The 13564-nt window shown below is 28.9% G+C and carries 12 protein-coding genes; all 12 read left to right on the top strand.

Translation table 11 applies throughout. The features are described from left to right. The first annotated feature begins 7 nt into the window (after positions 1-7). Positions 8-1198, top strand: a complete 1191-nt coding sequence (gene coaBC / locus TR13x_RS02775; RefSeq protein WP_054870346.1) for a bifunctional phosphopantothenoylcysteine decarboxylase/phosphopantothenate--cysteine ligase CoaBC — start codon at positions 8-10, stop codon at positions 1196-1198. A 106-nt stretch (positions 1199-1304) separates the two neighbouring features. Further along, complete coding sequence (gene priA, locus TR13x_RS02770; protein ID WP_054870345.1) at positions 1305-3788, top strand: primosomal protein N'; 2484 nt, start codon at positions 1305-1307, stop codon at positions 3786-3788. 13 nt (positions 3789-3801) lie between these two features. Further along, positions 3802-4251: a peptide deformylase gene (gene def, locus TR13x_RS02765; protein WP_054870344.1), complete on the top strand. Its 450-nt coding sequence runs from the start codon at positions 3802-3804 to the stop codon at positions 4249-4251. A 10-nt stretch (positions 4252-4261) separates the two neighbouring features. Beyond that, on the top strand, positions 4262-5191 hold the full coding sequence (gene fmt / locus TR13x_RS02760; protein ID WP_054870343.1) for a methionyl-tRNA formyltransferase: 930 nt from the start codon (positions 4262-4264) through the stop codon (positions 5189-5191). A gap of 16 nt (positions 5192-5207) precedes the next feature. Then, entirely contained in the window at positions 5208-5963 is a 756-nt protein-coding gene (locus TR13x_RS02755; protein WP_054870342.1) for a DUF116 domain-containing protein, read from the top strand. 3 nt (positions 5964-5966) lie between these two features. Next, a complete protein-coding gene (locus TR13x_RS02750; RefSeq protein ID WP_054870341.1) occupies positions 5967-6659 on the top strand; it encodes a zinc metallopeptidase in 693 nt (230 codons plus the stop codon). A 44-nt stretch (positions 6660-6703) separates the two neighbouring features. Next, entirely contained in the window at positions 6704-8044 is a 1341-nt protein-coding gene (gene rsmB / locus TR13x_RS02745) for a 16S rRNA (cytosine(967)-C(5))-methyltransferase RsmB (RefSeq protein WP_242851707.1), read from the top strand. A 36-nt stretch (positions 8045-8080) separates the two neighbouring features. Continuing rightward, positions 8081-9145, top strand: coding sequence for a 23S rRNA (adenine(2503)-C(2))-methyltransferase RlmN (gene rlmN, locus TR13x_RS02740; RefSeq protein WP_054870339.1), 1065 nt, complete (start codon positions 8081-8083; stop codon positions 9143-9145). 107 nt (positions 9146-9252) lie between these two features. Further along, entirely contained in the window at positions 9253-9990 is a 738-nt protein-coding gene (locus TR13x_RS02735) for a Stp1/IreP family PP2C-type Ser/Thr phosphatase (protein WP_054870338.1), read from the top strand. Between the two features lie 16 nt (positions 9991-10006). Beyond that, positions 10007-11998, top strand: a complete 1992-nt coding sequence (gene pknB, locus TR13x_RS02730) for a Stk1 family PASTA domain-containing Ser/Thr kinase (protein ID WP_054870337.1) — start codon at positions 10007-10009, stop codon at positions 11996-11998. A 12-nt stretch (positions 11999-12010) separates the two neighbouring features. Beyond that, a complete protein-coding gene (rsgA, locus tag TR13x_RS02725) occupies positions 12011-12886 on the top strand; it encodes a ribosome small subunit-dependent GTPase A (RefSeq protein WP_054870336.1) in 876 nt (291 codons plus the stop codon). A gap of 2 nt (positions 12887-12888) precedes the next feature. After that, positions 12889-13551 carry a ribulose-phosphate 3-epimerase gene (gene rpe, locus TR13x_RS02720; RefSeq protein ID WP_054870335.1) on the top strand — a complete coding sequence of 221 codons (663 nt, stop codon included), beginning with the start codon at positions 12889-12891 and terminating at the stop codon, positions 13549-13551. The last annotated feature ends 13 nt before the right edge of the window (positions 13552-13564 follow it).

Genomic DNA, 13564 nt, shown 5'->3' with positions numbered 1-13564 from the left:
GATGATATTGCTTTCGAATGTTAATATAGTTTTAGGTGTAACAGGAGGAATTGCAGCTTATAAAGCTGTGGACATAGTTAGTAGATTGAAAAAGTTAGGTGCAAATATAGATGTTATTATGACAAAATCAGCTACAAAATTTGTTACACCTCTAACATTTCAATCATTATCACAGAACTTTGTAACTGTTGATATGTTTGCCGAACCTAAAAAATGGGAAGTTGAACATATTTCATTAGCACAGAAAGCAGATATTTTCTTGGTAGCTCCAGCTACTGCAAATGTTATAGGTAAAGTAGCTAATGGAATTGCTGATGATATGTTGACTACAACTATTATGGCTACTAAAGCAAAAGTAATTTTTGCACCAGCTATGAATACAAATATGTATAAAAATCCAATATTCAAAGAGAATATGGAAAAATTAAAAGCTTTAGGTTATGAGTTTATTAAACCTGCTTCAGGAAGGTTAGCGTGTGGAGATTATGGTGAAGGTAAAATGGCAGAGCCTGTAGACATTGTAGAATATATAAAAATGCATTTTGAAAAGAAGACTTTAACAAATAAGAAAATTATTGTAACAGCAGGACCTACTATTGAGAAAATAGATCCTGTTAGATACATAACTAACTTTTCAAGTGGTAAAATGGGATATGTTATAGCTATTGAAGCTAAGAGAAGAGGTGCAGATGTAATTCTTATAAGTGGGCCAACTAATTTGGACAAACCAGAAGGTGTCAAAGTAGTAAATATAAATACTACAATAGAAATGTTAAAAGCAATTGAAGAGTATTTTGATGACGCTGATGTATTAATAAAAGCAGCGGCTCCATTAGATTATAGACCAGAAGTTGTAAGCGATAAAAAGATAAAAAAACAAGATGGGAATCTTAATATTAAATTTGTTAGAAATCCAGATATATTAGCTCATTTTGGTAAGTTAAAGAAAAAACAGATTTTAGTAGGATTTGCTGCAGAAACAAATGATGTAATAGAAAATGCAATAAAGAAAATAAAAGTCAAAAATTTAGATTTTATTGTAGCCAATGATGTTACAATGAAAAATGCAGGGTTTAGAAGTAATACTAACATTGCCACAATAATTGATAAGGAAGGTCATAAATATAGCTATCCACAAATGTCAAAAGAAGAGTTAGCAAAAATAATTCTTGATAAAGTGCAAGAATTGCTATCATGATATGTATTTAAGCTAGGTATTAGCTAAAAGCTATTTATCTAGCTTTTGTCCATTATATTATTTATATATTATCTTTTATTTTCTTTTTCTGAAAGGTTGATTATATATGCATAAAAGCAAATATGCTTTAATTATAGTTGATAATACAAGCACAAATACTGATAAAGTATTTACTTACATCATTCCTGAAGAAATAATTAACTATGTAGAAGTGGGAAAAAGAGTTTTAGTACCTTTTGGTAAAGGCAATAGGTTGTTAGAGGGACTAGTAATTGATATAGTGGATGATATAGATTTTATCCCTAATAAATTGAAATCAATTAAAAAAGTAATTGATGATACGCCAATAATACCAAAGAAACTCATAGAACTTGGATTATGGATGAGGGATAAATATCTAGCTCAGTATATAGAAGTATTTAAGACAATAATACCAACTGGTGTTAGTAATAAAGTTATAAAACATATTAAAATTACAGAAAAGTGTAAGCATATATATAGAGAGAGCTTAGATGAAAAACAGAAAAAAATTATTGAATATTTATTCGAGTTAAAAGAATGTGAATTAAGTAAGTTAAAGACTGACCTGCATATAAAAAATATTAATTTACATATAAAAGTTTTAGAGGAGAAAGGACTAGTAGAAGTATATGATAAAATTAGTACTGGCATAGGTAAGAAATATGAAAAGTTTGTAAAGAGGGTCTTTGATAAAGATAAAATTATTGAAATAATAGATTCTTTAAGTAAGAATGCAATTAAACAAATTGAAGTAATAAAAATATTAAAGGATATTGAGTATATAAAATTGAAAGAATTAATGATAATGGCTAACTGCAGTTATTCTACGATTAAATCTTTATATTCAAAAGGGCTAATTGAAATATTGGATATTAATGTTGATAGAAGTCCAATTAAAGAATATATTCCACCTTACAAAAAGGTGAGTTTAACTGAACATCAGAAATTATGTTTAGATACTATTATTAATGATATATCTAAGGGTAATATAAATAAATTTTTGATACATGGTGTTACTGGCAGTGGAAAAACTGAGGTTTATTTGCAATTGATTGAGAAAATGCTAAATCAAGATAAAGATTCAATTGTTTTAGTGCCTGAAATTTCTTTAACACCGCAAACTGTAGAAAGATTTGTAGGTAGATTTGGTGATAAGGTAGCAATTTTGCATAGTAGACTTTCTATTGGAGAAAGATATGATGAGTGGAGAAAGATTAAGGAAGGTAAGGTTAAAATAGTTGTAGGAGCAAGATCAGCTGTATTTGCACCTTTTAGCAACTTGGGGTTAATAATTATTGATGAGGAGCATGAAAATAGTTATAAATCAAGCATGAATCCAAAGTATAGTGCTATAGAAGTAGCAGAGAAAAGATGTGATTTAGAAAATGCTGCTTTAATTTTAGGATCTGCCACACCTTCGATTGAAACTTATTACAGAACTAAAAATGGCGATTTTAAGCTGTTAGAGATGCCTACTAGAGTAAACAAGATTAAAATGCCAAGTATCGAAATTGTTGATATGAAAGAAGAACTTGAAAAAGGTAATAAATCGATATTTAGCGAGTCTTTATTTTTAGCAATAAAAGACAATCTGTGTAATAAAAAACAAACAATTTTGTTTTTGAATAGAAGAGGGTTTTCAACTTTTATATCTTGTAGAAAATGCGGGTATGTTGTTAAATGTTCAGAATGTGATATTTCAATGACTTATCATTTGGATAATAATGTTTTAAAGTGTCACTATTGTGGATTATCTGTTAAACCACCAACTACTTGTCCTGAGTGTGGAAGTAGATATATAAAGTACTTTGGTATAGGAACACAAAAAGTTGAAGAATATATTAAAAAAATATTTCCATCAGCTAAAGTTGCTAGGATGGATGTTGATAACACTACTAAAAAAGGTAGTCATGAAAGAATTTTAAATGATGTAAAAAATGGAGAAGTAGATATTTTAATAGGAACACAAATGATTTCGAAAGGATTAGACTTTCCTAATGTAACTCTAGTTGGTATAATAGCTGCAGATATAAGTTTGAATTTACCAGACTTTAGAGCATCAGAAAGAACTTTTCAACTAGTTACTCAAGTGAGTGGTAGAGCAGGCAGGGGCGATGTAGAGGGTAGAGTTATATTACAGACTTATCAACCTCAACATTATAGTATTTTAGCATCAAAGGAACATGATTATAAGAAATTTTATGATATGGAAATAAAAATAAGAAAAGAATTTAAATATCCACCTTATACAAACATTATAAATATCGTGTTAGTGAGTAAAGAAGAGATTAAACTTAAAGAATTATCTAAAGAGTTTTATGTTTGCTTAATAAACGTATTAAAACAAAATTTTAGCGAAATAAGAGACGACTTAATTTTAGGTCCCAATCCAGCACCAATTTATAAAATAAGAAATAATTATCGTTATCAAATTATGATAAAATGTAGACAAGAAGAAATAAAAATTATTAAAAAAATACTTAAGGATTTAGTTGTTACTAAAAAAAATGATAGGGAATATAAAAATATAAAAATTAGCATTGATATAAATCCAATAAGTGTAATTTAGGAGGAATGATATTATGGCAATTCGTCAATTAAGATATATAGGCGATCCAATTCTTAGAAAAAAATCTAGAGAAGTAACAAAAATTGATGAGAGAATAAAAGTATTGTTAGACGATATGTTAGAAACAATGTATAAAAATGAAGGAGTAGGGTTAGCAGCTCCACAGGTAGGAATTTTAAAAAGAGTTATTGTTATAGATATTGGTGAAGGGCCTATTAAGTTAATAAATCCAGAAATTATATCAATGGAAGATGAAATTATTGATGTAGAAGGGTGTTTAAGTGTTCCAGGAGAGTCTGGAGAAGTTAAAAGACCCGGTAAAGTTAAAATTAAGTATTTAGATGAGAATGGAAAAGAGCTAATAATTGAAGGAACTGGTCTTTTAGCTAGAGCTTTATGTCATGAAATAGACCATTTAAACGGTATTTTATTTGTTGATAAAGTTGTTAAAAAGAACAGATAGAGGTGTTAGTATGAAAATAGTTTTTATGGGAACTCCAGATTTTGCAGTACCTACACTTAAAAGGATATATGAAAGAAAATATGATATACCTTTGGTAATTACACAACCTGATAGACCTAAAGGTAGAGGGAAAAAATTAACTTCTCCTCCAGTTAAGGTAGAGGCTGAAAAATTAGGCATTAAAGTATTGCAGCCAGAAAATGTAAATACAAAAGAAACTATTGAGTTACTAAAGAGTATATCACCAGATGTAATAGTAGTTGTAGCATATGGACAAATTCTAAAAGAAGAGATTTTGAAATTACCTAAATATGGATGTATTAACGTACATGCTTCACTACTACCATATTATAGAGGAGCTGCACCGATTAATTGGGCAATTATTAATGGAGAAAAGAAAACAGGAATAACAACTATGTATATGGATAAGGGATTAGATACAGGGGATATGCTTCTTAAAAGAGAAGTTTTAATAGGTGAAAACGAAACAGCTGGGCAATTACATGATAGATTAAAGGAAATTGGAGCTGAATTACTTATAGAGACCTTGTACTATATTGAAAAGGGACAAATAAAAAGTACTCCTCAGGATAATAGTATAGCCACTTATGCTCCAATTTTAAATAAATCTATTGGCAAGATAAATTGGGAAAAAACAGCTGTTGAAATTCATAATCTTGTAAGAGGCTTAAATCCTTGGCCTTGCGCTTATTTTGAATACAACAACATGAAAGTCAAAGTTTTTGTGACAGAAGTTTGTAAAGTAATTAAAGATGGTGATATAGGCCAAGTTGTAAAAGTAGATAATGAAGGAATTTATGTTAGCACAGCTAAAGATTGCTTAGTCATAAAAGAATTGCAGTTTCCAAACAAGAAAAGAATGAAAGTTTCAGAGTATCTAAAAGGCAATGAATTTTCTACAGGTATAATATTAAAATAATTTGGAAGTGAATTACATGAAAAAGGATAAGTTTAGTTTTATAAGTACATTATCAATATTATTTATAACCTTATTACTTATAATTTATTTTGGAATTTACCTGGCATTTAATAATTCAATTGATATATCAAGAATAGTATTGTTGGTTATTTCAATTGTTTTAATATTTTTTACAATCAATATTTTAGTAGGGATATTATTAATATATATCTTAACTACTGGTAGGAACTTATCAAATATAAGTTATCTATATTTAAAAAAAATGAATAAAACATTGTTTCCAGTTTTAGTCTTTATAGCTAAAATATTTAAATTGGACAAGGATAGTATTAGAAGAGTTTTTGCAGATATAAATAATTTATTAGTTAAGTCAAAAAATATTAATATAGATAATAGTGGAGACATTCTTATTCTTATACCACATTGTTTACAGAGTTCTGATTGTAAGCATAAAATTACTCATGATATAAATAATTGTACAATGTGTGGTAGATGTGATATAAGTGAAATATTAAGATTAAGTAAAGAATATAATGTAAAAACAGTTGTTGCTACTGGTGGGACTTTAGCTAGAGAATGGATCAAAAAGAATAGACCCAAAGCAATTATTGCTGTAGCTTGCGAAAGAGATTTAGCAAGTGGGATTAATGATGTAAGAAAAATACCAGTAATAGGAGTTATTAATGAAAGGCCTAATGGACCTTGTTTTGATACTAGGGTTAATATAAAAAAATTAGAGGAAGCCATAATACTTTACCTAAAGGAGGGCTAAAAAATGTATCATTATGGATACTATGGAATTGATCCAACTTTTATATTAGTTTTACCTGCGATAATATTTGCTATGTATGCTCAAACTAAAGTTCAAACAACTTTTAATAAATATCTTAGAATAGGAAATATTTCAGGATATACTGGAGCGCAAGTAGCAAGAATGATTCTTGATAAGAATGGTCTTTATGATGTGAGGATTGAATTGATTGGTGGAAGACTTACTGACCATTATGATCCAAGAAAAAAAGTTCTAAGACTTTCAAGAGAGGTTTATAGTGGAACATCAGTTGCTTCGATAGGAGTAGCTGCGCATGAAGTTGGCCATGCAATACAACATGCAAATGGATATTTCCCATTAATTCTGAGAAATAACATTGCACCTGTGGCGAGCTTTGGAGCTAGATTTGTTTGGATATTAGTTTTTGCAGGATTTATTTTACGTGCATATGGTTTGATTCAATTAGGGATATTGCTTTATTTAGCTGTAGTAGCTTTTCAGATTATTACACTACCTGTTGAGTTTAATGCAAGTCGTAGAGCTCTTATTCAGCTTCAAAATGGCATAATAACTTATGAAGAAGCAAGTCCAGTTAAAAAGGTTTTAAGAGCAGCTGCTTTAACGTATGTTGCTGCTACACTAGTTGCAATTAGTCAGTTGTTGCGATTATTAATATTAAGTAATAGACGAGATTAAAGGGGGCAGCCCCTTTAATTTTTTTGATGGAGGGAAAATACATTATGAGAAATTCAAGAGAAATTGCAATGAAAATACTATATGAAGTAAATGTAAAAAAAGCTTATTCTAGTATATCAGTCGATAAGAATTTAAGAGCAAATATAAATGAATTAGATGATTTGTTTATTAGAGAATTAGTATATGGTGTATTAGAGAATTTAATATTTATAGACTGGATTATTAAGCAATATTCAAAAGTTAGATTTAGTAAAATATCACCTATAGTGAAAGAAATTTTAAGAATGGGAATTTATCAGATAATTTTTATGGATAGAGTGCCAGATAGTGCTGCGTGTAATGAATCGGTTAAGCTAGCTAAAAAATATAGCCATAAGGGAACCATTGGTTTTGTTAATGGAGTATTACGTACTATTTCGCGAAACAAAAAAAATATTGAAATTCCTGATAAAAAGTTAGAGCCTATTAAATATCTTTCAATAAAATATTCACATCCAGAATGGATGATTAAAAGATGGATAGAAGAATTTGGTTTTGAATTTACTGAACAACTTTGTATAGCTAATAATAAAAAACCTAAACTAAATATAAGAGTAAATACACTAAAAATTAGCAGAGATGAACTTATGAAAAAATTCAGTAATAAAGGTATACAAGTTTATGAGACTAAATATGCAGATGATGGGATAATAGTTGAAAACCCAGTCAGAATTACTAATACAGAAGAATTTAACAAAGGATATTTTCAAATTCAAGACGAAAGTTCAATGCTTGTGGGACAGGTATTAAATCCTAAAGAAGATAGTTTAGTTCTAGATGTGTGTAGTGCGCCTGGAGGTAAAACTACTCATATAGCTCAGAAGATGAATAATAAAGGTAAAATTATTGCTAGAGATATACATGAGCATAAACTTAAGTTAGTTGAGCAAAATGCAAGAAGGTTAGGCATTGATATTATTAATACCGAAGTTTTTGATGCCTTAGTGTTAGATACTGATTTAGTAGGAAAAATAGATTATTGTGTAGTAGATGCTCCATGTACTGGGTTTGGATTGATAAGAAGAAAGCCAGAAATAAAATATAATAGGACTTTGGAAGATATAAAAGAGATTAATGAAATACAATATAACATTCTTAAAAATAGTAGTTGTTATTTGAAACAAAATGGTATTTTAGTATATAGTACATGTACAATAGAAAAAGAAGAAAACATAAAACTAATTAGAAGATTCTTATCAGAAAATCCTATGTATAAACTTGTTCCAATAGAAGAAATTAGGTGTGATGATATAAAAATTAGCAGCAAAAATGGATATATTGAGTTTTTTCCAAATATTCATGGTACAGATGGATTTTTTATAGCAAAATTGATTAAAATTTACTAGTAATCACTATACGATTAAATATGCTATAATAAAAAGATGGAGAGTAATATTAGGAGGGATTTTTTGGATAAAAAAGATCTAAAATCTTTAACATTAGATGAATTAAAGGATTTATTTAAAAATATTGGAGAAAAATCTTTTAGAGGTAAGCAAGCTTTTAGTTGGATTCATCACAGAATGATAGATTCAATAGATGATATAACCGAGTTTTCCAAAACATTAAGGGACAAGCTGAATTATGAGTATAAAATAACTAAATTACAAATAGTTAAAAGATTTGATTCAAAAATTGATGAAACAAAAAAATACCTTTTTTTATTAGAAGATGGTAACATAATAGAAAGTGTTATGATGAAGTATAAACATGGAATATCTGTATGTATTTCTACGCAGGTTGGTTGTAAAATGGGATGTTCATTTTGTGCTTCCACAAAAGGTGGTTTTATTAGAAACCTTACACCAGGTGAGATTGTTGACCAAGTATATCAGATACAAAAGGATTTAGATGTTAAAGTAAGCAATATAGTTTTAATGGGAAGTGGCGAACCTTTAGATAATTTTGATAATGTAATAAAATTTTTAGAACTTATACATTGTAAGAATGGACAAAATTTAGGATATAGACATATTACTCTTTCTACTTGTGGAATAGTACCAAAGATTTATGAGTTAGCGAATCTTAAGATGCCTATTACATTATCAATATCATTACACTCAGCATATGATAGCGAAAGAAAAAAAATTATGCCGATAGCTAATAAATATACAATTAAAGATATACTAGATGCTTGTAATTATTATGTTAGTAAAACAAACAGAAGAATTACTTTTGAATATACATTGATTAATGCTGTGAATGATTCTGCAAGGCATGCTAATGAATTAGCTAAACTACTATCAGGCATATTATGTCATGTGAATTTAATACCACTTAATCCAATAAAAGAGGCTAGTTTTAATACTTCAAAAGATGTAAATGTATTAAGGTTCAAAGAGATACTTGAGAGTAGAAATATAAAAACTACTATTAGAAGAGAAATGGGTAGAGATATCAATGCAGCTTGTGGCCAGTTAAGAAGAGATTATATGAACAAGAGTTAATGTTGATAATTAATAGTTAATTATCTATAGTCGGTAGTCAATAGATAATAGATATATGTTAAATTATTGTAAGCTGTTGACTTATTACTTAAAAGTGAGGGGATAATATGGATGTTGGTTTTTGCACTGATACAGGCATAGTAAGAGAGATTAATCAAGATTCATACTATTGTTCCGACATTGATGAGTTACCACTATTTGTTGTAGCTGATGGTATGGGTGGGCAGAATGCAGGTGAGGTTGCTAGTATGCTTGCAATAAGTACGGTGAAGGAAGTATTATATGAATTTAAAGATAAACTATTAAACAATGAAGTTGAGATACCTTATTTTATAAATTTGGCTTTATCAAAAGCAAATTATAAAATTTACAAACAATCTTTAGAAAATGAAAAGTTTTCAGGTATGGGAACAACTATTACATTGGCTTTTATTAATAATAATAATAAAATATATATTGGCCATGTCGGCGATAGTAGAGCTTACTTGATTAGAAAAAATAATTTAATCCAGTTAACACAAGACCATTCTCTAGTGGCTGAGCTAGTTAGAAATGGAAGCATAACGGAAGAAGAAGCGATTAACCATCCACAAAAAAATATTATAACTAGAGCTATTGGGACAGAAGAGAAAGTAAAAGTTGATATAATTAGTAGAGATATTTTAAGTGGAGATATTATTATTTTATGTACTGATGGTTTATTTAATATGGTTAGTAATGAAGATATTTTGAGAGTAATGTTATTATCAGAGAATATGCAGGAAGCTTGTGATAAATTAACATATATAGCAAATGAACATGGCGGTTTCGATAATACTACAGTTTTAGCAATAAGAATTGAATAGAAAAGAGGTGAGAGTAGTGAAAGGTAGACTTTTAGGAGATAGATATGAAATAGTTGAAAAAATTGGTGGTGGAGGCATGGCTTTAGTATACAAAGCTAAATGCAAACTACTAAATCGATATGTTGCAGTAAAAGTATTAAGAACTGAATTTATAAATAATGAAGAATTTATTAATAAATTCAGAAGAGAATCACAAGCAGCTGCAAGTCTTTCTCATCCTAATATTGTAAATATTTATGATGTAGGTGTCGAGGATGATATATATTATATAGTTATGGAGTATGTTAACGGCAAAACTTTAAAAGAACTTATTAGAGAAAAAGGAAAATTAAGTTATGAAGAAACTATTGATATAGCTATACAAATAGCGCGAGCATTAAGTCATGCTCATAAAAATCATATAGTTCATAGGGATATAAAACCTCATAATATTTTAGTGTCTGATGATGGAAGAGTTAAAGTGGCAGACTTTGGAATAGCTAAGGCAGCTACTACTTCTACAGTTACTAATACTAGTAATGTGATTGGTTCTGTTCATTATTTCTCACCTGAGCAAGCTAGAGGAGGATATACAAATGAGAAATCAGATATATATTCTTTAGGTATAGTAATGTATGAAATGGTTACAGGTAGGGTTCCTTTTGAAGGTGATAGTCCTATTTCAGTTGCTATAAAGCATATACAAGAAGATATTGTTACACCAAGACAATTTGTTGAGACTATTCCAGAAAGTTTAGAAAAAATCATTTTAAAGTGTGTAGAAAAGAACCAAAGTTTGAGATACGATAGTGCTGAAGAATTATTAAAGGATCTTGAAAAGGCTAAAGAGTCAAAAGATGGAAGTTATATAGAAATTAATAATTATGATGATTCACCAACACGAGTAATTCCAGCGATAAAGGATGATATGCTTATGAATAAAAGAAATAATGACAAGAAAAAAAGCAAAAAGAACAAGAATAAGAACAAGTCAAATAAAGTAATAACATTTTTTGCGATATTACTTGCATTAATTTTTACTACTGCTTTAGCTGTAGGGTTCTTATATATTAAAGATTATTTATTTGTTGAAGAAGTAAATGTACCTTTAATTATTGGTTTACATGAAGATGTTGCAAAACAGAAGATAGAGAGTTTAGGTCTAAAGTTTGTTGTTAAAAAAAGAATTTATAATAAGGATTACAAAGAAGGATATATAATATCTCAGAATATTGATCCTAAAGATAAAGTGAAAATAGGTTATCCAATAGAAGTGGTTGTAAGTAAGGGTGAGAAATTAGTAAGGGTACCTGATTTACTTAATAAATATTCTAGTGATATTGAAGTAGCTTTAAGCGAAGTTGGTCTTAGAAAAGGTAATATTGATTACAAGTTTAGTGATATTTATCCAGAGGGAATAGTAATAAGTCAGAAACCTGAACCATTGTCGATGGTTCCAGAGGGCACTGAAATAGATTTTGTAATTAGTCAAGGACCAGAAATAAGTTATGTAATTATGCCTAATTTAATTGGTTTAAATTTAGAAAATGCTAAGCGAGAGATTATATCTAAAGGATTTGTGTTAGGTGAAGTAAAGTATGAACCTAATAATGATATACCAAAGGATTTAGTTACATGGCAAAGCTATCCGGCAGGAGCTGAAGTTGAGGAGAATACAACAGTTGACTTGATTATAAGTAGCGGTCCGATTACAGTAGGACAAAATGATAATAACTTAATAGAGAATAATGAAGGTAAAAATGAACAAGACCAAATAACACAAAATGAACAAGATACCTTACAAGAACAAGAAAAAGTTTTGCAGTTAATTATTCCTCTTCCACAAGATAGAGAAAAAGTAGAAGTAAAAATATATAAAATACAAGGTCAATCTAAAGAAATTATATATAATAAAATTCATGAAACTAAAGAAGAGAGGATATCTGTAACTATTTCAGGAAAAGGTGAGGTTAAATATGAAATATACTATGATGGGGAATTTTATGAACAGAAAGTTATTAACTTCTAAGGAGGTTAGTTAATGCTAGAAGGGATAATTATTAAAGGGATAGGAGGTTTCTATTACGTAAAGGTTGGTAATAAAGTATATGAATGTAGAGCTAGAGGGGTTTTTAGAAAAAAGAAAATTACCCCATTAGTAGGGGATAGAGTAAAAATAAGAATTTCAAGCGAAGATAATACAGGTTTTATTGAAGAAATTTTCGAAAGAAGAACTGAGTTATTTAGACCTCCTGTTGCAAATGTAAATCAAGTTATAATAGTTTTTGCAGTAAAAAGTCCAGATCCAAATTTATGGTTACTAGATAGGTTTTTACTTCTAGCAGAATCTAAAGATTTAGATATAGTTGTTTGTTTTAATAAAATAGATTTAATATCAGAAGAAGAATTAAAGTTTCTAAATGGTATCTATTTGAATGCAGGATATAGAGTTATTAATACAAGCTGTATTTCAGGAGTAGGAGTTGATGAATTAAGGCAAACATTAGTAGATAAGATAACAGTTTTCGCAGGACCTTCAGGAGTCGGCAAATCAACTCTACTTAATAGCATACAGCCTGATTTGCAGTTAAAAACAGGAGAGGTTAGTCAAAAGACTAATAGAGGAAGACATACTACTAGGAGAGCAGAGTTACTGGAATTAAACGTAGGAGGTTGGGTTGTTGATACTCCTGGTTTTAGTTCATTAAATATTGATTTTATAAAAGAAGAAGACTTAGGTTTATATTTTAGAGAAATTAATGAGTTTAGTGGAAACTGTAGATTTGTGGGATGTTGGCATTATAAAGAACCAGATTGCTCTGTTAAGAAAGCAGTTGAAGAAAATAAGATTAGTAAGACTAGATATGATAATTATTTGATGTTTTTAGAGGAACTTAGGAATAATAGGAGGTATTAGATATGGTTAAAATTGCACCATCAATTTTGTCAGCAGATTTTAGTAGATTAGGTCAAGAAATAAAGAAGGCAGAAGAGGGTGGAGCTGATTTAATACACCTAGATGTTATGGACGGGAAATTTGTACCTAATATTACTATTGGGCCACCAGTTATTAAATATTTGAGAAAAGTAACTAAATTACCTTTTGATGTTCATTTGATGATTGAAGAACCTGAAAGGTATATAAAAGAATTTGTTGATTCTGGAGCTGATATTATTACTGTGCATCAAGAAGCAACAGTACATCTACACCGAACTATTCAACAAATAAAAAGTTATGGCATTAAAGCTGGTGTTGCATTAAATCCGTCTACACCTCTTTCTACTATTGAATATATTATCGAAGATATTGATATGGTATTGATAATGACTGTAAATCCAGGTTTTGGTGGACAAAAATTTATAAGTAATATGGAAACAAAAATAACAAAATTGAGAGATTTAATAAATAAAAAGAATTTAAATATTGATATTGAAGTTGATGGTGGTATAAAATTAGAAAATGCAGATAAAGCTGTTAAATGTGGAGCAAATATTTTAGTAGCTGGGTCTGCTGTGTTTAAATCAGATGATATTGTTGAAACGATTAGAAAATTTAAACAAGTTATCACTTTACAATATTAAATATTATTGTTAT

The sequence above is a fragment of the Caloranaerobacter sp. TR13 genome (assembly GCF_001316435.1).
GTDB lineage: Bacteria > Bacillota > Clostridia > Tissierellales > Thermohalobacteraceae > Caloranaerobacter.
The sequence above is the reverse complement of the archived record's forward strand: the minus strand, read 5'-3'. Positions and strand labels throughout refer to the sequence as shown.

Coding starts and splice junctions, on each gene's coding strand:
- TR13x_RS02755 (WP_054870342.1), top strand. CDS start 5,208: ATGAAAAAGGATAAGTTTAGTTTTATAAGTACATTATCAATATTATTT.
- fmt (WP_054870343.1), top strand. CDS start 4,262: ATGAAAATAGTTTTTATGGGAACTCCAGATTTTGCAGTACCTACACTT.
- priA (WP_054870345.1), top strand. CDS start 1,305: ATGCATAAAAGCAAATATGCTTTAATTATAGTTGATAATACAAGCACA.
- rlmN (WP_054870339.1), top strand. CDS start 8,081: ATGGAGAGTAATATTAGGAGGGATTTTTTGGATAAAAAAGATCTAAAA.
- rpe (WP_054870335.1), top strand. CDS start 12,889: ATGGTTAAAATTGCACCATCAATTTTGTCAGCAGATTTTAGTAGATTA.
- rsmB (WP_242851707.1), top strand. CDS start 6,704: ATGAGAAATTCAAGAGAAATTGCAATGAAAATACTATATGAAGTAAAT.
- def (WP_054870344.1), top strand. CDS start 3,802: ATGGCAATTCGTCAATTAAGATATATAGGCGATCCAATTCTTAGAAAA.
- rsgA (WP_054870336.1), top strand. CDS start 12,011: ATGCTAGAAGGGATAATTATTAAAGGGATAGGAGGTTTCTATTACGTA.
- TR13x_RS02735 (WP_054870338.1), top strand. CDS start 9,253: ATGGATGTTGGTTTTTGCACTGATACAGGCATAGTAAGAGAGATTAAT.
- TR13x_RS02750 (WP_054870341.1), top strand. CDS start 5,967: ATGTATCATTATGGATACTATGGAATTGATCCAACTTTTATATTAGTT.